Below are 20,501 nucleotides of genomic sequence, written 5' to 3'. Positions count from 1 at the left end.
GTTCGATACTTCATCATCTATTTGTCTGTCAATCATAACTTCAGGAATTTCAACTTCTGAAATCTCCATCAATTTTTCAATAGCTTTTGTTTCATTTTCAACTTTCTCTTTATCTTTTGCTTCCTTCTCAAGTTTCTCTTTTATACTCGATTTAAGTTCATCTAAAGTATCAAACTCACTTACATCTTTTGCAAATTCATCATCTAATTTTGGTTTTTCTTTAATCTTAATTTCCTTTATCTCAACTTTAAAGAGTGCATCTTTAGATTTTAATTTTTCTTCAAAATAATCATCGGGAAATTTTACATTAACATCCACTTTTTCTCCTACTTTTTTCCCTATAAGCTGTTCTTCAAAACCAGGGATAAATTTTTTTGAACCCAATTCCAAATTTTGATTTTCAGCCGTTCCACCTTCAAATTTTTCTCCATCCATATATCCTTCAAAATTTATTGTTAATATATCTCCATTTTCCGCTTCTTTATCATCAGCATCAATAAGCCTGGAATTCATATCCTGCATATTTTCAATTTCTTTTTTTACATCTTCTTCAGTAACATTATACTTTGCCTTTTCTATTTCTATACTTTTATAGTCTCCAAGCTTTACTTCGGGTTTTACGGTCACATCAAGTTTTAGTATAACAGGTTTACCTTTTTCCAATTGTTCAATATCCACTTGAGGTTGATCTACAGGTTCCAATTCTAACTTCTTAACTGCTTCCTCATAAGCTTCTGGTAATAATATATTCAACGCCTCTTCATAGAATATGCTTTCTCCGTAGTTTAGCTCAATAATTTTTTTTGGAGCTTTTCCCTTTCTAAATCCGGCCACATTAAATTTATTTCTAATCTTTAAGTATGCTCTATCTATAGCTCTTTCAAATTTATCCTCTTCAATTTCGGCTTTAAAAGTAACTATATTATTCTCCTTTTTTTCTACGTTAAAATTCATGTTTTCCCTCCTAACTTAATATTGGACTCTTCAAAGCTAATATACACTATCTTATAAAATTATATCATAAAAAGTAAATATTTGAACTGTCAAATGTCAAAAATAAAAAAGCCACTGGAGTAACCACTGGTTTCATCTTGGTGCGGGAAAGAGGACTTGAACCCCCACGTCAATGACACTAGATCCTAAGTCTAGCGCGTCTGCCAATTCCGCCATTCCCGCTTATCTGTATAGATTACCTTTTTCATTATAACATTTCACATTAAATTGTCAATATTATTTTTTGTGTTTGGTTTCCATAAAAAACTACAGCTTTGTTATTCCAAAACTGTAGTTTTAATGCTTTTATTCAAAATATTTGAAATTTATTTTAAAAATACTTTGGTAAAAAACAGAATAAATAAACCAAATACAATAGCGCCTAATACTACTATAGGAAATATTATCTGAAAAGCTGCTATTATCATTGCTAAAATATCTTTCTTAGTGAATTTGTATGGTTCTTCAGCATTTTTTCTGTCAATTTCTCTTTTCAAATCCCTTTCCTGTTCTTTTATAGTTTTTTTATTTGGCAAAGTGGCACGCCACAAAGTGTTCTCCTCCCAGATTTCTAAATTCAGGAATTTCTTCCTTACATATATCTTTTGCATAAATACATCTTGTATGAAATTTGCAACCCGAAGGAGGATTAGCCGGACTTGGAATATCCCCTTCCAAGATTATTCTTTTAATTTTTGTCTTAGGATTGGGTACAGGTATCGCGGAAAGCAATGCTTGAGTATAAGGATGCTTAGGATCATTGAACAGGTCCTTTTTATTTGCCATTTCAACTAAAGAACCCAAATACATTACTCCGACTCTATGGCTTATATATTTAACAACCCCTAAGTCATGAGAAATAAACAAGTATGAAAGCCCTCTGTCTTTCTGCAAATCCGTCAAAAGATTTATAATCTGAGATTGAATCGAAACATCAAGGGCAGAAACCGGTTCGTCGGCAACTATAAAAGAAGGATTAAGGGCCAAAGCTCTTGCTACCCCTATTCTTTGCCTCTGTCCTCCGGAAAATTCATGAGGATATCTGTTTAAATGATATTTAGCCAATCCACATGATACAATAACTTCTGTTATATAATCATCTAATTTCTTCCCCTTTTTGTACAATCCATGTTCGACTAATGATTCTCCGACTATTTGAGACACTGTCATCCTCGGATTAAGAGAACTGTAGGGATCTTGAAATACTATCTGCATCTCTCTCCTTAATTTCATCATTTCATCCTTGGAAGCATTTAGAACATCTTTTCCTTTATAATATACCTTCCCTTCATTGGCATCCAATAGCCTTAAAATTGTTCTGCCAGTCGTAGACTTTCCGCAGCCCGACTCTCCTACCAACCCTAAGGTTTCTCCTTCTTTTATATAAAATGAAATATTGTCAACTGCTTTTACATCTCCTACTTTTTTTCTAAAAATTCCTTTATATATAGGAAAATATTTTTTTAAATTATCCACTTCAAGAAGTGCATTCTCGATCATTTTGTCACCTCCTCAGCCCTAAAACAGCTAACCTTATGATTTGAACTCAATTCTCTTAAAGCCGGCTGAGATTTTTTACATTCATCTGTTGCCCATTTACATCTCGGGTTAAAATAACAGCCCCTCGGAAGATATAACGGATTCGGAACAGAACCCTTTATGTTTTCAAGCCTTTTTCCCTCTTCAATCAGAGACGGAATGGAGGTCATGAGGCCTATTGTATAAGGATGTTTGGGATTATCAAACAATTCATATACGGGAGCATCTTCAACGACCTTTCCGGCATACATTACTATAACATGGTCAGCCATTTCGGCTATAACTCCTAAATCATGAGTGATAAGCATAATAGAAGTATTCAACCTGCTCTTTAAATCATTCATCAATTCGAGAATCTGGGCCTGTATAGTAACATCCAATGCGGTAGTCGGTTCATCTGCGATTAATAGCTTAGGCTGACAAGCCAAAGCCATGGCTATCATTACTCTCTGCCTCATTCCTCCTGAAAGCTGATGGGGATACTCATCAACTATCTTTTCAGCTCTGGGAATCCCTACAATTTTTATCATCTCAATAGTCCTTTTTCTGGCTTCTTCCTCAGTCATATGCTGGTGAAGCATCAGAACTTCGGATATTTGAAATCCTACGGTAAATACAGGATTCAGCGACGTCATAGGCTCTTGAAATATCATTGAAATATCATTTCCGCGAATATCTCTGATTTTATTTTCGGAAACTTCTAAAAGATCTTCCCCATTAAATGTTATCCGTCCATTGACAATTTTTCCGGGAGGACTTGGTATTAAACGCAATATAGACATAGCCGTAATGCTTTTGCCACAGCCTGACTCTCCTACTATTCCTATGGTCTTCCCCGATTCGACATCAAAATCCACACCATCTACGGCTTTCACTACTCCATCGTCAGTATAAAAATAAGTCTTTAAATCTTTTACTTTCAATAGTTTATCCATACCTCTATCCCCCTTATTTAGACTTAGGATCAATGGCATCTCTTAATCCGTCGCCAAACAAATTGATTCCCATAACCGCTAAAAAAATAGCAATTCCCGGCGGTAACCACAACCATACACGATTTTTCAATACATATATATCCCTTGCATTTTGAACAAGATTTCCCCAAGTAGGTACGGGAGGAGTTACGCCAAGTCCTAAGAAGGACAAAGCCGCCTCACTCATTATTGCTGCCGCCATCCCCATTGTGGCGCTGACAATTATATAACCAACCGTATTGGGTATTAAATGTCTCCATATGATTTTACTGTCCCTGATCCCCAAAGCTCTTGCAGCCTGAACAAATTCCTGTTCTCTTAACGAAAGTATCTGGCCTCTTATCATTCTGGCAAGTCCTGGCCAACTCAATACTCCTATAATAACCATAACTATATACATTTTTTGTTCCGGCTTAACGCTGGTTCCAACTACTGCCGATATAGTAATGGCTAAAGGCAGAAAAGGGAACGACATGAATATTTCATCAATTCTCATCAATAAATTATCTATCCATCCTCCATAAAATCCCGCTACTCCTCCGACTAATGCGCCTATTACTATTTCTATTCCAACGGCAAAAAGTCCAACTTTCATAGATACTCTGCCGCCATACAATATCCTTGTCAGATAATCTCTTCCTACCTCGTCAGTTCCCATAAGATGTTCTCTGGAAGGCGGCTTATTTATTTGAGTAAAATCCATAGTATAAGGGTCATAAGGAGTCAAAACAGGAGCAAGTAAAGCGGACAACACCAAAATTAAAAATATAAACAGCCCCACCATGGCTACCTTATTCTTTATGAACTTCCTAAAAACCAGCTTCCAAGGAGTAATAATTTCCTGCTTTCTTTTATTTTCATCGTCGGTAATATCACCATCAATATCATTTTCCATTTTAACATCTGCATCTTTATCAGTCATCATGTTCCCCCCTTAATCGACCTTAATTCTTGGATCTACCAAGGCATAGCCTATATCCGCCAAAAGATTGCCAAGAAGAGTAAGGAGTGCAAAAAACATATTTAAAGCCATCATCATGTTATAATCCCTGGCACTGATAGCATCCATCATAACATTTCCTATTCCAGGCCATACAAATATTCTTTCAAGTATTACGGCCCCCGAAAATAATCCCGGAATAGAAAATCCCACTATGGTTACTATAGGTATTAAGGCATTTCTGAAAGCATGTTTATATATAACTATTTTTTCCGTTAATCCCTTAGATCTTGCGGTACGAATATAATCCTGATTAATAACTTCCAGCATACTTGTCCTTGTATACCTTATTAAGCTTGCCATACTTCCAAATGTCAGAACCACTGCCGGAAGAACCATATGATATATAATATCCTTCGCTCTTGCCAATCCTATGGCGTTTTTCCCCGGCGTTATCATACCGTTTATAGGAAACATATTTAATTTGACCGAAAAAATATATATCAAGAGTAAACCGAAAAAAAATGACGGCATAGATATCCCTATAATAGAAAATACAGTCCAAAAATTGTCCGTAGTCGAATACTGTTTAACCGCACACACTATACCAATTGGTATGGATATGGCAAATGCCAAAAAGTAAGTTACAATATTTAAAATAAAACTGTTCCCTATAAATCCGGGCACTACTTTGCTTACAGGCTGTTTATACATGTAAGAATCCCCGAAATCGCCTTTTATAGACCGCCTCAGCCAGTTAAAATACTGAACCGGTATAGGTTTATCCAAACCTAACCTGGCACGCTCAGCCGCTTTCTGCGCAGCCGTAGCTTTAGGATCCAGCCTTGAACCTACCGGATCTCCGGGAGCCATTTTAATAATTCCAAATATTAAAACCGATATGATAAATACTACAGGAATCAGATGTAGTAGCCTTCTCAGTATATATTTAAGCATAATTTCCCTCCTTTAATGAAATAAAGTTGTTCTTTTATGATATAAACCCGGCATTTACCGACCGGGTTTATATCACTTTATATTATCAAAACAGCTATTGTTCTAATTCAACATTTAAAATGGTCACTGGGTAAGTGAAGGTTTCATATGGAGAAGTATTGAAATTCTTAACGCGATTATTCACCACATCCCAAACTAAATTTTGTGTCATGAACATATATGGGAGTTCTTCATTTATAAGTTTTACCCATTCTTGATATATCGCTGCTCTTTTCTCCTGATCGAATTCCATTCTTCCTTCATCTATAAGTTTATCATTTTCCTCATTGCGGAATCCCCCTGAATTAAATCCGCCGGGAACATCTGCCGAGCTGTGGAATATTTCTTTTGAATCCGGATCTATACTTAAAGACCAAGCCATATTGAACATTTCAAACTCCTGCTTATCATATACTTTTTCCGTAAGAGCGGCAAACTCCATTAAATTAGGCTCAACCTTAACGCCAATCTTCTCCCAATCGGCTTTAAGCATAGGTATTAAAGTTTCAACGTATTTACTGTCCGTATAGGTATCCCATACAAATTCAAGACGCTTGCCGTCTTTTTCCCTGATGCCGTCTGCCCCCGGCTTCCATCCTGCTTCGTCAAGAAGGGCCTTTGCCTTTTCCGGATCATATTCATATTTATTTATATCTTCGGTATAAGCCCATGAAACCTGCGAAACAGGTACATTTGAAACCTCGGCATATCCTTGATAATAAACGTCAACAAACTGCTGCCTGTTAAATCCATAGGTCAAAGCCTGACGAACTCTCTTGTCGGAAAGTCTTTCGTCTCTTAAGTTAAATCCCATGTAACCATATCCGTTGTCAGGAAAACTGTGAATATTTAAAAATTCTGCATCGTCTGCCATATTTTTATTCTCTTCTTTTGGAGGAACGGCTAACTGAACGTCAATAGTTCCTTTTTCCAACTCCTGCATCTGAGTTTCAGCCGTCGTAAATTTCAAAATCAATTTTTTAATCTTGGGTGCCCCGAGAAAATAATTCTCATTTGCCGTAAATTCTACATATTGCTTCGGTTCGTATTTTGCAAGAATAAAACTTCCCGAACCTATAGGAGTATTCATCTTATCCTTTATAGGTTGAATATTGCCCTTTTCGTAAGCATAAATATGGGAAGGCATGATTCCTAATATTAAATCCCAGATATGTGTGATCATTGCGGTTTTAAATGTAAATGAAATGGTATGATCATCAATAACCTTTATTCCTGCCACATTGGTAGCGCTTCCATTATGGTATTCATCATATCCTACTAAATCCTCCACATATGAAGACCTGGGCCCGTCGTAAGAAGGGTCACATAAAAACGTATAAGTAAATTCCACATCCTTAGCTGTCAAAGGAGTACCGTCGGTAAACTTAACTCCCTCTACCAAATGAAAGGTGTAAGTTTTATGATCTTCGGAAATATCCCAATTTTTAGCCAAATGAGAGGTAGGATTTCCCTCCTTGTCATTGGAGATAAGTCCGTCGAAGATTAAATCTACAACATAACCGTCATATACTTCCCCTGCAATTCCGGGAACAAAATCTCCCTTTGTTTCATGAGTCCCTATTATTAAAGTATCTGATGCGCCGTCTCTTGTTTTTGCCGGATTGACAACGGTTTCTTCCGTTTCATCTTCTCCGCCCGTTACAGGAGCGGGTTCTTCTTTTTTACCACAACCTGATAACACTGCCGATAAGATCAGAACCAAACAAAGAATTAAACAAATCTTTCTTTTCATTAAAATATACCCCCCTTTTATTAATTATACTTAATAATAATTAATTATAATTAAATGTATTATATCATCCGACTTTCATGGGTGTCAACGGACAACGTTGATATAGTACATTTAAATTTAAAATAATAAAAGTATATTTATACTAATATATGCATATATATTCTTATCTGATAAGAATATTTTGTTTGCCGTATTTATAATATTTATTAGGTTTTTTTGAATATCCCACTACAATCAAGCGCATCACTAATTTATTATTCATTCACATAAACTAATATTCTTAAAGTATAAATAATTCTGATTTTTATTTATTTTTTATTATTTTATATTAATATAAATATTAAAAATATCATGATCTGTAACTTTTTCTTGTTAATATTTATCAATTTTTCTTTTAAATATATTAATTTAATGAAAATTTAATTATATAATGGGTATAAATGAATATATATTAATAAAATAGATAAAAAATAATATTTTTTAATATTTCTTAATTTTTCGTAAAACTAATCAGCCCTTTATATTTCTACGTAGTAAATTCTTTTAATTTCACTTATTAAAGTGGTAAATGTATTTTTTGCACAAAAGGAGGATTTTAAGATTATTTGTCTAATTTATAATTATGAAAATACAATTGGGGTGATATCATGGGAAAAATAGAAAATGATATTGAAAAACTATGTATAGACCTAATAGTGATTCTTAATGATTTAAAAATCAGTGGGAAAATATCTGAAGAAGAATACAAAGAATATATAAAAGAAAAATTAATATTTATATCAAAACATAGGGATTTTTCCAACACCTGTTAGGTGCTGGAAAAATCCCTATTTAAAACACCTGCTTTATAATGCCTCCGCCTAATACCAAATCTTTTTTGTAAAATACAACCGATTGTCCCTTTGTAATTGCCCTCTGAGGACACTGAAATTCCAATATTACCCCATCATTATGAGGAGTAACTGTTCCTTCCCCTTCTTTCATTGTTGATCTTACTTTAGCAGTAATATTTTCCTTCTCTGTCAGCTCTTTTACTGGAATGATATTTAGCTCATCTGCATATAACCTTTCTTTGAATATATCCTCCTCATTTCCTAAGACAACTAAATTCTTATCAGGAATTATCTCTTTAACAAATACCCTTTTGCCCAACGCGATTCCCAATCCTTTTCTCTGTCCTATGGTGTAATGAACAATTCCCTTATGTTTTCCCAATATATTTCCATTAGTATCCACAAAGTACCCTTCCGTAATCTTTTTAGGAATCCTATTTTCTAAAAACTTTCCATAATCATTATCAGGAATAAAACATATTTCTTCACTGTCCGGCTTATTATAGACCTTCAGCCCGATATTCTCCGCTATCTTTCTTACTTCATCTTTATTATAATACCCCAAGGGCATAAGAGTATGTTCCAATTGATATTGAGTCATTGTATATAAAAAATAGGTCTGGTCTTTTTTAGGATCAACAGATTTTTTTAAAAGAAATCTGTTGGTTTTTTCGTCTTTTTCTATCTTAGCATAATGTCCTGTAGCTATATAATCTGCCCCAAGCCCTTGAGCTTTTCTTAAGAATTCATCGAACTTTATATATTTATTGCATGATATACATGGATTTGGAGTTCTTCCCTCCAGATATTCATTAATAAAATAATCTATTACTTTTCTCTCAAATATTCCTTTAAAATTCATGACATAATGAGGAATATTAAGTTGCTCGGCTACCCTTTTAGCATCATATACTGAAGAAATAGAACAACATCCTCCTTCTCGTTCATCATATACCTCATCATGAGGAATAACCGTCATAGTAACTCCTATTACATCATATCCTGCTTTGAGAAGTAAATAAGCTGTAACGGAACTATCCACTCCTCCACTCATCCCTACTATAACTTTCTTCTTCATATTAACACCTGCTTTTCTAACAGTCTATATTACAAAAAAATTTCTATATAAAAACAGTTTCCACATTTGGACTTACTTTATATATTATATCTTTCCTTTCAACTACAATGGAAATTTTCTTATATAAATCTTTATCCTTCTTAAGTACTTGAAGCAAATCCCAATTTGGGTTAACCGCTGTCGGATTTCCTACCATTCTAAGCATGGACAAATCTCCTGTTGTGTCTCCATAGGAGTAGCTTTTATCAAGATCCACTTCATATTTTCTTACAAATTCATCAATAATGTTTTGCTTATTTTCCGAGTCCCACATTTTTATAATTTCCCCGGTAAAATTATTATTTTCATCTACTATATATCTGCTTCCTCTGCATTCCGTAATTCCATATTTTAATGCCATTTTTTCTACTAAAAAATCAGGACTTCCCGATATAAAAAATACTTTATGTCCTTTTTGCTTATGCCATTCAATTTTGTGTCTGGTATATTTATAGACATTTTCTCCATTTAATTTTATAACCTGACTTGATACAAAATCTATGTAATTTTTATTTATACCCTTAAGTCCTTTCACATAAAAATCAGCCAATTCCTCAAGATAATCTTCAAAATTCCCGTATCTTTTTTCCCATTCGGTATATGTATGCTTTACATGGTTATACCATACAGAGGGATCTATAATTTCATATTTAATTAATTTTTTGAAATGCTGTATCATTAAAGAATTTCTATACAAAGTACCATCTATATCAAAAAAGGCACCTATATTATTCAATGTTAAATCTCCCCTTCAACCTATTTTAATCTTATAATATCCAAAATTATAATTTTCCTTTAGAATCTATTTGAAATAGAGGCGACATTCGCCATATCCATTATTAAAATGCTAAAACTATTCCTCCCTTATCAGCATAAGCACTGCTTAATCCACCTGTTTTCAATATTATTATCTCTTTAAAATTATATTTCTTTTCTATCATTGCTTTAAGAGCTTCTGCTTTTTCTAATGCATCACAATGGGCAATCCCCAAAATTTTATTTTCAAATTTATATCCATTTTCTCCTATTATTTCAACAAGTCTGTTAAATGCTCTTTTAGCTCCCCTCACATTATCAAATAGCTTAACATTTCCAGAACCATCTGAACCCATAATAGGTTTAAACGACAACAGAGATGCAATGCGACCTGCTATTTTATGAAGTCTTCCAGCTTTAATTAAGTTATCAAGATTTTCTAATATAAAATAAGTTTTCATTTCCTTTATATATTCTTCAGCTACTCTTACTATTTCATATTTATCATATTTTTTTTGTATCAATTCAAATATTTTCATACTGACTAATGTTTCACCTATGGATGCACTCAAAGAATCAAATATATGGATAAATTTCTTTGTACTTTCAAGGGTAAGTTTTTTAGCAAGTACTGCATTATTATAAGTACTACTCAATTGAGACGAAAGTGTAACCACAAAGATCTCATCCCCTCCTTCATATGCCTTCATAAAGTCAGCCGGAGATGGGCTTGAGGTACGGATACCGGTTTTACTATTCCCCATAGTATAAAGAAAATTTTCAATATTCAAATTCTCATCGTCTATGAAGCATTTCTCTCCTATATCTATTTTCAACGGCACTAAAGAAATATTCATTTCTTTCTTCAATTCCTCGTTTAGATCGCAACTGCTATCGGCAACAATTTTAAAAGTCATCACTACACCTCTTCTATTTAATTTAAAGTTATACTAATAGTACCACTTATCTTATAAGGACACAATAAAAAATAAATCAAATTATGCAAAAAGACCTCATATATAAATTATCCAAATAATATGAGGTCAGCAACATAATATCCTGTTATATTTTACAATTAATAATTCTCAGCTAATAACTCAAAATATCCTTGAGGATGAGCACAGGCAGGACATTTTTCAGGAGCAGACGTGCCTTCGTATATATATCCGCAGTTATTACATTTCCATCTTCTCACTGTTTCTTTCTTAAATACAGAATTATTCTCTAAATTGCTTAAAAGTTTCCTGTATCTCTCTTCGTGATGTTTCTCGACTTCTGCAATTTTCTCATAAACATAAGATATTTCGGGAAATCCCTCTTCGGCTGCAACTTTTCCGAACTCAGAATATAATTGAGACCATTCTTCGTGTTCTCCGTTAGCCGCGGACAATAAATTTTCTTTAGTATTTCCCAAGTTGACAGGATAGGAAGCTTCTTTGATTTCTATCGATTCTCCTTTAAAATCTTCATTTAGAAATTTAAAAAATCTTTTAGCATGTTCCTTTTCATTTTCTGCCGTTTCCATAAAAATATTAGAAATCTGGACATATCCTTCCTTTTTAGCTGTAGATGCATAATAAGTATATCGAGTTCTGGCCTGAGCTTCTCCGGCAAATGACTTCATCAAATTTTCAGCAGTTTTTGTACCTTTTAGTGATTTCATTTATAATCCTCCCATCTTAAATTATTTCAATAAAGATTTTAATTACCATTTAAGAAAAATTGTTGAACTTATCCATTTCAACAAATCATTTTATAAATATTAGGTTTTCATTTATCCTTATTGGCTAATTTATACATATCACATAACTTATATTATATCATCGATCATATAAAAAGTTAATCTATTTTATCACTAAAAATAGCATCTATATGCATTTTCCAAAAATATAAGCAAAAGTTCAACATTTAAATGATCGCCTGCCATTGATCTAAGAATTTTAAAAGCATGGGTAGGAGTAATTTTTTTCTTATATGCTCTATTTGTGGTTAAGGCATCATATATATCCGCGATAGCACAGATTTTTGCATAAAGGGGTATATCTTGCCCTTTTAGGCCATTTGGATATCCACTTCCATTTTCCTTTTCATGATGCATTAGCACTGCTAATTTTACGTCTTCCGAAATGCTATCTACATTTTTAACAATATCATATCCTAAAAGGGGATGGAGCTTAATTATTTCAAATTCTTCTTTTGAAAGCTTTTCTTTTTTATTTAATAGCTTTAAGGGAATTTTTATCTTACCAATATCGTGAAGAACTCCGGCTTTAATAATTTCGCCCATATTGTAATGAGAAAATTTCAAATATTTTCCCAACACCATACAATAATATCCTACATTTAAACTATGAATATATGTATAACTGTCCCTTTCATATAGGTCAGTAAGATAATTATTAATAAATGGCTCATTAACTATTTTCTCAAATAATCCGTCCGAAATTTCATTTGCCTCTCTTGTCTCAAGCATTTTCCCCTGTGATAATCTTTCAAAGGTCTTTTTAATTATAACCCTGTCCTTCTCGTATATATCATTGATTTTCATTATTTTTTCTTCTTTTTCACTTTCTTGATTTTTATAAACATATATATATTGAACTCCCATCTCCATTAATTTCATTTTAATATTTTTATCAATTATTGTAGACTCCTTTATAAGAAGCTGCCCTACATTATCTACGATATTTTCAGCCAATATATCTCCATATTCACATGTCACGATGTCTCTTTTATTTTTAACCATATACACCAACCTCACCCTGATTTATGAATAATTCTCAAATTAACAATTCGATCAACACGTAACTTAGTACAATAATAGAGTTCATTCTATATATGAATTTTCAAAATAATATAAATATATTTCGTCTTTTAATTCCATAAATTTGCACAATTCCTTAAAAAAATTTATATTACCAATAAAATATTATAACGTAATATTTTCCATGTCAAGTAATTCATTATTTTGTCATATGTCACATAAATCTTTACTATTAAATATAAAAACTTATTATATATTTTTACTTTATTCTATTAATTCTTCGACCTTTCCCATTGATTTGCTTCAAGGAATACCAATATATTTATAATAACTCAAATATTTATTATTTTTATGCACATATATTTTTAAATCAAATATGGCTTCCCTATGGATTATAAAAAAGGTTCAATGAAAATTTATAACCATAAGTTAATTTTCATTGAACCTTTCAATTTTTTATTTAATATAATTTGAAATTAAAGTAATTTTATTTTATTGGCATATATATGTCAAATTCTCCATTTTCCATAAATCTATGGTCGTACAGTTCAAGTTGAGGTCTGCAATCCATCTCATGGCCTGAATCCGGCATCCATTTTGTAAATATGCTGTTATAAAATTCACCTAAATTTTTTAAGTCTCCGCAATAAGTATATACGACATACTTACCTTCAGAAACGACTTTTCCTTCCATTCCTTCCGGTATATCTTCAAAACTATCTACTTCTGCACAAGCGGTATAATGAAATTTTCCTTCAGAATCCACTTCATCACATATGCCATAACACAGCATAGATTGGCTCTTTCTTTTTATATAATTGTATCTTTTATTAAATACATCCCAGAGTTTTGGGATTTCTCCATTACTATTATCTCCAAAATAAGTAAGCCCTACAGCTTTAAAACCATTGATTTTCACTGCTTTTCCTTCCATAATATCTCCCTCCATTCATTTAGTAACCCAATTATATCAAATAATTCTTGCCATCTGTATGTCAGGAATTTATTATGGTTTATATAAATTTAAAATTTTTTGAGCTTTTCGGATTATATATTCTCTCACCTCTACAGGTTCTATAACTTCCAGCCTATCACTCAAAGTAAAAAGCATATTACAAGCAGTTTCAAAGCTTATCATATCTACATCACAAATTTCATATCCCTCTATTTCATTCTGAGAAAGTATAGAAAAACCGTTGAGCAAAGCTTCCATTTTTTCAAAAAATTTAATTTTTACAGGATATGCATTATAAACTTCATTAGATAATGACTGATTTACAAACTGCTCTTTGTTCTTTTCCCAGAAATTTTCTAAAGAAAAACCACAAGGCATAATAAAATTTTCATTTATTACTTCAATACTTTCTATCCTATTACACTTAAACGTTCTAATATCCTTTTTGGTCTCACAAAAAGCTACTACATACCATTGAAGATTTTTTATCACTATCCCATAAGGTCTTATAATTCTTTCTGATGTTTCCCCATCATATTTTCTATACGTTATCTTTAACTTTCTAAGATCAATTACAGACTTTTTAATTATGTCCACATTTTTATTTCCGCTTTCCCTGCCCCACCAGGGATCTGAATCAACAAAAAATTTCTCCTTAGCATTAATAATCTCTTTTCTGTGTTCTTCCGATACACTATTTTCAAGTTTAATAATGGTATTTTTAATCTGTTGTTCCATTTCCGTATTTCTTTCCGGTCTAATGCCCATACTTGAAAGGAGAATATTCATAATATCTTGTCTATCCAAGATATTCGAATTAACCTTATAATTTTCCACAAAGGAAAATCCTCCTGTCGGTCCCGGAACTGAACAAATAGGAATTCCTGCTTCACATAATATATTCATATCCCTGTATATGGTTCTTTCCGACGTTTCAAGTATTTTAGCCAAATCAGCCGATTTCATTACCCCTCTTGCATCAAGAAGCATAATAATTCCCAAAAGCCTATGAAGTCTCATAAACACACACTCCAATTAAGTTTAAAAATTAGTTTGCTTGTCCATATCCATAATTACTGTTTAATGAAATTGACTTAACTTTTAATAGTCTATCCTCTTCAAAAACACATATATGTTCATATTTATTATTTTCATTTAGCATCTTAGGCAAAAACATAGGAAGATTTAACGCAACTCCCGTATTTTTAGAGTCAAGAATCCATGATATATTTTTCCAGTCAAGAATCCCTTCCCTTACTTTTCTTGGTGTTATATAAGAAAAATTTTTAGGGATATCCGCCACAAAAGCATACATACCTCCGCTAAAGATTCCATCCTTTACCCAGGTCACCACTCCTTTATACTCTACATTTTGAAGTCTTATAGACGTTTCTTCAAGAACTTCCCTTAATATACACTCTTCAGGTGTTTCTCCCTTCTCCAATTTTCCTCCGACACCATTCCAACTACCCATCCAACTTGGTTTTTCTCTATTAATCAATAATATATTGTCTCCCTGTCTTATAAAACAAATAGTATATTTAAGCATATTAGTTCCTCCATTAATCTACTCAAATTAATATTACACCTTACCATTTAACAAAACCATATGAATATGATCTTCCCATTTCCCATTTATTCTCAGATATTTATACGCTATGCCTTCATTGTAAAACCCTAATTTTTGAATTACCCTTAATGAACGCTTGTTTTTAGGCATAATATTAGCTTCAATTCTATGCAGACCTTTTTCGTTAAATATGATTTCAATTGCTTTTTGAATTGCTTCAGTAATATAACCTTGATTAATCTCATCTTTATCTAATTTATATCCAAGATGACAGGATAAAAAAGAACCCTTCACGATATTATTAAAACTAACGGAACCAATTATTCTATTTTTGTCTTCCTTCTTAAAAATCCAGAATCTAAGGCAATTTCCTCTCCTGATATTAGTTAATTCCCCTTCCAGTTGTTCTTCTTGATATCTCTTTGTGTAAAATCCTTGGGTTTTTACAGGTTCCCATTCCTCTAAAAACGATTCGTTTCTTATGTAATAATCCAACACTAATTCTGCATAAGATTTATCTAATATTTTTAATACAAGACGTTTTGTTTCATAGAAATCCTCCATATAACTCCCTCCGATATTTTATCTTTCAAGAACTTATATTATCATCAAATTAAATTGTATAACTTATATGGACTAAAATATTACAATTTCAAAGCCATTTCATATTGACCAACTTTATATTTAAATCCCGATTTAAATATAAAGTTGGTCATGGATTCAGAATCTTCATCTATATTAAAAATTCTAATTTTTTGTGATTCCGTATTTTTTAATAAATCCGTAATGATACTTCTTCCAATCCCCTTATGTCTATAATTCTTGTCTACTGCTATTTGAGGAATATCTCCTGTCTTTTTACTAACAATTCCATAACCTATCTTTGTGTTATTAACACGAACAACGGAATACACGAATGTATCGGAAACAGCATTGATTGAATCTATAGAATTCTGCCATGATGGTATAAAATCCCAAAAACTCGTCATCAATTTCCATTCGTTAGATTTAATTCTATTGACATGTTCAACCTTATAAGCCATACTATGACCATACTCATCCTTATTATACAATTCAAAACACAACAAATTTCTTATAATCTTAAATCCTTGTTTTTTATAAATCCGTACTGCTGACGTATTTGATTGGATTACTTCAAGAAGGTATCGGCTCACATCTTTTTTGTTAAACAACTCTTTAACCTTTAGAAGCATATTATTCGTTATCCCTTGTTTTCTATATTCTCTTATAACACCTGTTCCTATATCATAGACAGTTTGCTCTCCTCTCCAGTTTCTCAGCCCATTCAAAACAAAACCTACCAGTTCCTCATCTTTAAACGCACCTATCGAAATCCCAGGAACATAACCTCTTCTTTGCAACAATTGGCAAAAATCAAAAAGCGACAAATCTATTTCAACTTGATAATCGGAAAATGCCCCTAAAAATCCCTTATAAAGCATTTCAATATTTGTATTTTCAAGGGTTTTATAATCAAACATATTAGTTTTCTCCTTTTCATCCCTTCATCAATATAAATCATATATAAGCCATAAAATTTAAACCTTTTATAATTTATATTTATATTGCTGCTTTTTTCAGGTATATTAAATTTTTTATATAACCGATTGCTTGTACCTAACAAGGAGATAGTCATCATAATTTTTAAATCCCAATGAAGTGTAAGCTTTGACAGCAGGTAAATTGTTCTTTACAACAGAAAGAGTCGGCAATTTTCCCCTCTCAACTATCCTTCTGCATATTTCCGATACAATTGCTTTACAATATCCCTTATTTCTTTCATCCTGAACTGTATAAACACCTCCGATTTGATTAATCTTAGGAGTATAAGTCTGGATACACGCCTGAGCTACAATTTTACCGTTTCTTTCCCCAATGATAAAATCTTCTTCCTCTTCTCTTTGGATTAATGTGTTTTTAATGCTTTCTCTCGTCTGAATTTGGTTGAATCCATTTATGCGAGCATTCAACACAAAATCTACTACGTCTTTACTATCCACTCCCCTTATATCTCTAAAATTTAAATCATTTAATATAAAGGGTTTAAAATTCTTATTTATAAAATACGAACCTTCACTATATTCCTCAATCTCTTTATAATCTTTGAGTCCTTCATATAAAGGCCTTACAATCCTGTTCATTCCCAATAAAAACTCAAACTTCCTCTTTTTCATAATTCCCACAAATAAAGGAACAGCATCATCAACGATACACCTCCGTAAATAAAAATTATAAGTAATGCGATGTTTCAGTGGGCATATCTTTTTTCTTTAATCTTTCTTCAATAATATCCTTAATTATAGAATAAATTATTGTAAATAAAGGAACTCCTATAATCATTCCTACTATTCCAAATGCCTTTCCCATTACCAAAATGGAAAACAAAATCCAAAAAGCCGATATTCCAAGAGAATCCCCCAAAATTTTAGGTTCTATAAGATTGGCATCTGTTTGTTGTATTATTAATATAATAAGTAAAAACCATAGCGCTTTTATTGGCGAAACAAAAAATATTATTATAAAAGATGGAATAGCCCCAAGAAATGGGCCAAAAAACGGAATAACATTTGTAATCCCTACCGTAAATGAAATCAACACAGCATAAGGCATTTTAAATATTGTTAAAACAATAAATGTTATTATTCCTATAATAAATGCATCTAATATCTTTCCGCCTATAAATCTGTTAAATATATTATTGCTTCTATAAAATAACTTTAAGATTTCCATTGCTCCCGTTTTTGAAAATAAGGAATAAACTATTTTTTTCCCTAAAGCAAAAAACCTTTCCTTATCAATTAAAACATAAATGGAGATAATCAATCCTAAAATTATATTCCAAATACCGGATATTGCTGTTTTAAATAAATTGCCCAACATAGGAACCAAATCGTCGGAAACATTATTAATATAATTTACAAATTCATTCCATTTTTCAACTGCGAAATCTAAATATTCCTCTCTTATATTTAAGCGTGAGACTAAATTATTTAATAACTCGTCTCCTTTGTCAATATAATAAGGAATATTGTTTATTAAACCTACAATGCTGGCAGACAACTGAGGCAGTATAAAATTCATAAATAAATATAACATCAATAGAGTAGTAACATAGGTAAGCAAAATACCTATCCTTCTTTTATTTTTTTGTTTCAGTTTATTTAAAGTTCCAAGGGTTAATACTTTTTTTTCATAAAATTTTAATATAAAATTCAAAAGGTAGCCGATCGTCAAACCTATAATAAACGGCTGAAGCACTGATACAGCATTTGATACATGAACTCTAAGCGAACTTATCCGTGATATTATAAGGTAAAATATAATACTACAACAGATTACTATAAAAGAATACACGGATATTGTAGTATAATTTCTATTCCAATTTATTTTCAACTCTTTTTCTCTCCTAATATTAATAATATTTTTTATAACGAATAAGAAAGTTCCCACTTATAAAATACTGATTAAAAAGAACTTTCCGTAAATGAGTTTCAAGAAAAGCTTTCTTATAATATAATTTTTCGATAGAAGCTTTTCTTATAACCCATAGGGAAATCAAGATTTCCTTAATATAAATTTCCCGTTAAGTGGGTTTCAAGAAAGGCTTCCTCATAATTCTTTGATAGAAGCTTTTCTTATATTGATTCTATTATAAACATTAATTCTACCTATATGTCAATATTTTTTTAATAAAAAAGGTTTCTATTGAAATACCAATATGTTAAATAGGCCTTTTTTGAAATCCATTCCATGGAAAATATAAATTAAGGTAAAATATGTTTTCCTATGGGTTATAAGAATTAATTTTATTGTAATTATCTCAGAAAAAACTTTATATACAGCCTAAAAGGACAGTTTTTTTAAAAAACTGTCCTTTTGATCTCTTATATTTTGAAATTTTTAATCCATTTTAAATTTTCTAACCATTTCATTAAGTTTCTGTGCAAGTTCCGCTTGCTCTTGAGCAACTTGAGCAACCTCTTCAACTCCTTGGGAAGAATCACTTATACTGTCTTCTATTTCGTGTGTATCCTCCGATACTTTTTGAGATGTATTTGCCATAACTTGGATAGCTTCACTTACTTGTTCTACCGTTGCATTAATTTCTTCAGTCATAGAAGCAACTTCTTCTGATATTTCACTTAAGAAACCCGCATCTTCATAATATTGTCTTCCTGTTTCTGCAAAAGAATTTAAATGCAAATTTATGTTTTCTTCCATGAATTTTAATATTTCACTTCCATTGTTAGATAAGTTAATAAAAGCATTCTTAACTATTTCCACAGTATCATATATATCCGATACCGATTGTGCAGACTGTTCCGCAAGCTTCCCTATCTCTTCCGCTACTACCGCAAACCCTTTTCCATGTTCTCCAGCTCTTGCTGCTTCTATAGATGCATTCAATGCAAGAAGGTTAGTCTTTGATGAGATACTTGAAATAGTATCTGCCATTATTTTTATTTTATCTACTACCCTTCCATCTTCTATTGCTTTTAAAATAGCTTTCTTTTTCTCTTCATTCATTTGTTTCGTACTATCTACGGATTTCTTAGCCTCTTTCTGAACATTTAAAGCCTTTTCTTTTATGTCACTCGCATGATTATTTCCTTCAACTGCTCTGTTTGAAAGCTGTGAAATACTTGCATTCACTTCTTCTACGGACGCAGTTATCTCTTGTGCCGAAGAGCTGGAATCTTGAACACCTTTTACTATTTCCGAGGTGGAACCGTTTATTGTCTCAATCTTTGCTGCAATCTCTTCTACAGATGAAGAAAGTTCCTCACTTAGCGAACTTAAATTCCCTGAGGTATCCACAATATCTTTAATTATTCTGATTAACCCTTTTTGCATCGTTTCCACAGAATTTGCTATATCGCCTACTTCATCCTTTCTGTCCAAATACTTTTTAGGCACATGATATGTAAAATCTCCATTTGAAACAATCTTTAAATGTTTAGAGGTGAGAATCATAGGAGCCACAATATCTTTATTTAGCATAAAACCGAGTATAATACAAAGAATAATTCCAAAGCCCGTCAATATTATCATTGCAAGTCTTAAATTGTCCTGATAAATACTATTAATTCCCACACAACCGATTATTACAATAAATAAAGCTATAAGTATAAATGATACCAATAATTTATACTTAATTTTAAACTTCTTGCCCATAATTTTCATTCCTCCTAAGTAAGTTTTAAATTGTCTAATAATTCTCAGCCTTTGTTTTTTGACAATTAATTTTTAAAGCTATATTATTTATTAAAACAATATAAATATTTTGTTT

General features: G+C 31.9%; 21 protein-coding genes and 1 tRNA gene. 1 reads left to right on the top strand and 21 read right to left on the bottom strand.

The window, feature by feature from the left end:
- From tig to PP176A_RS13040, 8 genes are all read right to left on the bottom strand, one after another.
- Positions 1 to 954: trigger factor (tig, locus tag PP176A_RS13075; RefSeq protein WP_071140930.1), on the bottom strand; the 954-nt coding region annotated here is incomplete at its 3' end.
- A gap of 138 nt (positions 955 to 1,092) precedes the next feature.
- Positions 1,093 to 1,176: transfer RNA gene (locus tag PP176A_RS13070), tRNA-Leu, on the bottom strand.
- Positions 1,177 to 1,319: 143 nt separating this feature from the next.
- Positions 1,320 to 1,544 (bottom strand): hypothetical protein, encoded by a 225-nt coding sequence (locus PP176A_RS13065; protein WP_128752968.1) that lies wholly within the window; start codon positions 1,542 to 1,544, stop codon positions 1,320 to 1,322.
- On the bottom strand, positions 1,519 to 2,493 hold the full coding sequence (locus PP176A_RS13060; RefSeq protein WP_071140928.1) for an ABC transporter ATP-binding protein: 975 nt from the start codon (positions 2,491 to 2,493) through the stop codon (positions 1,519 to 1,521). The genes PP176A_RS13065 and PP176A_RS13060 overlap by 26 nt, the downstream gene beginning before the upstream one ends.
- The gene (locus PP176A_RS13055; RefSeq protein WP_071140927.1) at positions 2,490 to 3,467 is read right to left on the bottom strand and encodes an ABC transporter ATP-binding protein; all 978 of its coding nucleotides are present in this window, start codon (positions 3,465 to 3,467) and stop codon (positions 2,490 to 2,492) included. The genes PP176A_RS13060 and PP176A_RS13055 overlap by 4 nt, the downstream gene beginning before the upstream one ends.
- 13 nt (positions 3,468 to 3,480) lie before the next feature.
- Entirely contained in the window at positions 3,481 to 4,428 is a 948-nt protein-coding gene (gene opp4C, locus PP176A_RS13050; protein ID WP_234958941.1) for an oligopeptide ABC transporter permease, read from the bottom strand.
- A gap of 12 nt (positions 4,429 to 4,440) precedes the next feature.
- Positions 4,441 to 5,403 carry an ABC transporter permease gene (locus PP176A_RS13045; RefSeq protein ID WP_071140926.1) on the bottom strand — a complete coding sequence of 321 codons (963 nt, stop codon included), beginning with the start codon at positions 5,401 to 5,403 and terminating at the stop codon, positions 4,441 to 4,443.
- A 94-nt stretch (positions 5,404 to 5,497) separates the two neighbouring features.
- Positions 5,498 to 7,195: an ABC transporter substrate-binding protein gene (locus PP176A_RS13040; RefSeq protein ID WP_071140925.1), complete on the bottom strand. Its 1,698-nt coding sequence runs from the start codon at positions 7,193 to 7,195 to the stop codon at positions 5,498 to 5,500.
- Between the two features lie 647 nt (positions 7,196 to 7,842).
- On the opposite strand from PP176A_RS13040, the gene PP176A_RS16265 reads away from it, so the two are divergent.
- Positions 7,843 to 8,007 carry a hypothetical protein gene (locus PP176A_RS16265; protein ID WP_159429068.1) on the top strand — a complete coding sequence of 55 codons (165 nt, stop codon included), beginning with the start codon at positions 7,843 to 7,845 and terminating at the stop codon, positions 8,005 to 8,007.
- A 19-nt stretch (positions 8,008 to 8,026) separates the two neighbouring features.
- Here PP176A_RS16265 and mnmA read toward each other — a convergent pair whose 3' ends face one another.
- From mnmA to PP176A_RS12975, 13 genes are all read right to left on the bottom strand, one after another.
- Complete coding sequence (gene mnmA / locus PP176A_RS13035) at positions 8,027 to 9,106, bottom strand: tRNA 2-thiouridine(34) synthase MnmA (protein ID WP_071140924.1); 1,080 nt, start codon at positions 9,104 to 9,106, stop codon at positions 8,027 to 8,029.
- A gap of 43 nt (positions 9,107 to 9,149) precedes the next feature.
- Positions 9,150 to 9,881, bottom strand: coding sequence for an HAD family hydrolase (locus PP176A_RS13030; RefSeq protein WP_071140923.1), 732 nt, complete (start codon positions 9,879 to 9,881; stop codon positions 9,150 to 9,152).
- A gap of 103 nt (positions 9,882 to 9,984) precedes the next feature.
- Positions 9,985 to 10,818, bottom strand: a complete 834-nt coding sequence (locus PP176A_RS13025; protein WP_071140922.1) for a DegV family protein — start codon at positions 10,816 to 10,818, stop codon at positions 9,985 to 9,987.
- A gap of 158 nt (positions 10,819 to 10,976) precedes the next feature.
- Positions 10,977 to 11,564, bottom strand: a complete 588-nt coding sequence (rbr, locus tag PP176A_RS13020; RefSeq protein WP_071140921.1) for a rubrerythrin — start codon at positions 11,562 to 11,564, stop codon at positions 10,977 to 10,979.
- A 192-nt stretch (positions 11,565 to 11,756) separates the two neighbouring features.
- Entirely contained in the window at positions 11,757 to 12,647 is an 891-nt protein-coding gene (locus PP176A_RS13015; protein WP_071140920.1) for an HD-GYP domain-containing protein, read from the bottom strand.
- A gap of 505 nt (positions 12,648 to 13,152) precedes the next feature.
- Positions 13,153 to 13,599, bottom strand: a complete 447-nt coding sequence (locus PP176A_RS13010) for a GyrI-like domain-containing protein (RefSeq protein ID WP_071140919.1) — start codon at positions 13,597 to 13,599, stop codon at positions 13,153 to 13,155.
- Positions 13,600 to 13,671: 72 nt separating this feature from the next.
- On the bottom strand, positions 13,672 to 14,640 hold the full coding sequence (locus tag PP176A_RS13005) for a helix-turn-helix transcriptional regulator (RefSeq protein WP_071140918.1): 969 nt from the start codon (positions 14,638 to 14,640) through the stop codon (positions 13,672 to 13,674).
- Between the two features lie 28 nt (positions 14,641 to 14,668).
- Positions 14,669 to 15,169, bottom strand: coding sequence for an NUDIX hydrolase (locus PP176A_RS13000; protein ID WP_071140917.1), 501 nt, complete (start codon positions 15,167 to 15,169; stop codon positions 14,669 to 14,671).
- 33 nt (positions 15,170 to 15,202) lie between these two features.
- Entirely contained in the window at positions 15,203 to 15,754 is a 552-nt protein-coding gene (locus PP176A_RS12995; protein WP_071140916.1) for a GNAT family N-acetyltransferase, read from the bottom strand.
- A gap of 80 nt (positions 15,755 to 15,834) precedes the next feature.
- On the bottom strand, positions 15,835 to 16,692 hold the full coding sequence (locus tag PP176A_RS12990; RefSeq protein ID WP_071140915.1) for a GNAT family N-acetyltransferase: 858 nt from the start codon (positions 16,690 to 16,692) through the stop codon (positions 15,835 to 15,837).
- Positions 16,693 to 16,806: 114 nt separating this feature from the next.
- The gene (locus PP176A_RS12985; protein WP_128752979.1) at positions 16,807 to 17,385 is read right to left on the bottom strand and encodes a GNAT family N-acetyltransferase; all 579 of its coding nucleotides are present in this window, start codon (positions 17,383 to 17,385) and stop codon (positions 16,807 to 16,809) included.
- 55 nt (positions 17,386 to 17,440) lie between these two features.
- Positions 17,441 to 18,604 carry an AI-2E family transporter gene (locus PP176A_RS12980; RefSeq protein WP_071140913.1) on the bottom strand — a complete coding sequence of 388 codons (1,164 nt, stop codon included), beginning with the start codon at positions 18,602 to 18,604 and terminating at the stop codon, positions 17,441 to 17,443.
- Between the two features lie 507 nt (positions 18,605 to 19,111).
- On the bottom strand, positions 19,112 to 20,386 hold the full coding sequence (locus PP176A_RS12975; protein ID WP_071140912.1) for a methyl-accepting chemotaxis protein: 1,275 nt from the start codon (positions 20,384 to 20,386) through the stop codon (positions 19,112 to 19,114).
- Positions 20,387 to 20,501 lie beyond the last annotated feature (115 nt).

Source organism: Sporanaerobacter sp. PP17-6a (genome assembly GCF_900095615.1).
GTDB lineage: Bacteria > Bacillota > Clostridia > Tissierellales > Acidilutibacteraceae > Acidilutibacter > Acidilutibacter cellobiosedens.
Note: the sequence above shows the minus strand (reverse complement) of the source record. Positions and strands in the feature narration are given on the sequence as shown.

Bases quoted from the DNA above. Each gene is read 5' to 3' on its own strand.
- PP176A_RS12985 (WP_128752979.1), bottom strand. From the start codon at position 17,385: ATGAAAAAGAGGAAGTTTGAGTTTTTATTGGGAATGAACAGGATTGTA.
- PP176A_RS13055 (WP_071140927.1), bottom strand. From the start codon at position 3,467: ATGGATAAACTATTGAAAGTAAAAGATTTAAAGACTTATTTTTATACT.
- opp4C (WP_234958941.1), bottom strand. From the start codon at position 4,428: ATGACTGATAAAGATGCAGATGTTAAAATGGAAAATGATATTGATGGT.
- PP176A_RS13000 (WP_071140917.1), bottom strand. From the start codon at position 15,169: ATGCTTAAATATACTATTTGTTTTATAAGACAGGGAGACAATATATTA.
- PP176A_RS12995 (WP_071140916.1), bottom strand. From the start codon at position 15,754: ATGGAGGATTTCTATGAAACAAAACGTCTTGTATTAAAAATATTAGAT.
- PP176A_RS12990 (WP_071140915.1), bottom strand. From the start codon at position 16,692: ATGTTTGATTATAAAACCCTTGAAAATACAAATATTGAAATGCTTTAT.
- PP176A_RS13010 (WP_071140919.1), bottom strand. From the start codon at position 13,599: ATGGAAGGAAAAGCAGTGAAAATCAATGGTTTTAAAGCTGTAGGGCTT.
- PP176A_RS13040 (WP_071140925.1), bottom strand. From the start codon at position 7,195: ATGAAAAGAAAGATTTGTTTAATTCTTTGTTTGGTTCTGATCTTATCG.
- PP176A_RS13060 (WP_071140928.1), bottom strand. From the start codon at position 2,493: ATGATCGAGAATGCACTTCTTGAAGTGGATAATTTAAAAAAATATTTT.
- PP176A_RS12975 (WP_071140912.1), bottom strand. From the start codon at position 20,386: ATGGGCAAGAAGTTTAAAATTAAGTATAAATTATTGGTATCATTTATA.
- PP176A_RS16265 (WP_159429068.1), top strand. From the start codon at position 7,843: ATGGGAAAAATAGAAAATGATATTGAAAAACTATGTATAGACCTAATA.
- rbr (WP_071140921.1), bottom strand. From the start codon at position 11,564: ATGAAATCACTAAAAGGTACAAAAACTGCTGAAAATTTGATGAAGTCA.
- PP176A_RS13015 (WP_071140920.1), bottom strand. From the start codon at position 12,647: ATGGTTAAAAATAAAAGAGACATCGTGACATGTGAATATGGAGATATA.
- PP176A_RS13005 (WP_071140918.1), bottom strand. From the start codon at position 14,640: ATGAGACTTCATAGGCTTTTGGGAATTATTATGCTTCTTGATGCAAGA.
- PP176A_RS13045 (WP_071140926.1), bottom strand. From the start codon at position 5,403: ATGCTTAAATATATACTGAGAAGGCTACTACATCTGATTCCTGTAGTA.
- PP176A_RS13025 (WP_071140922.1), bottom strand. From the start codon at position 10,818: ATGACTTTTAAAATTGTTGCCGATAGCAGTTGCGATCTAAACGAGGAA.
- mnmA (WP_071140924.1), bottom strand. From the start codon at position 9,106: ATGAAGAAGAAAGTTATAGTAGGGATGAGTGGAGGAGTGGATAGTTCC.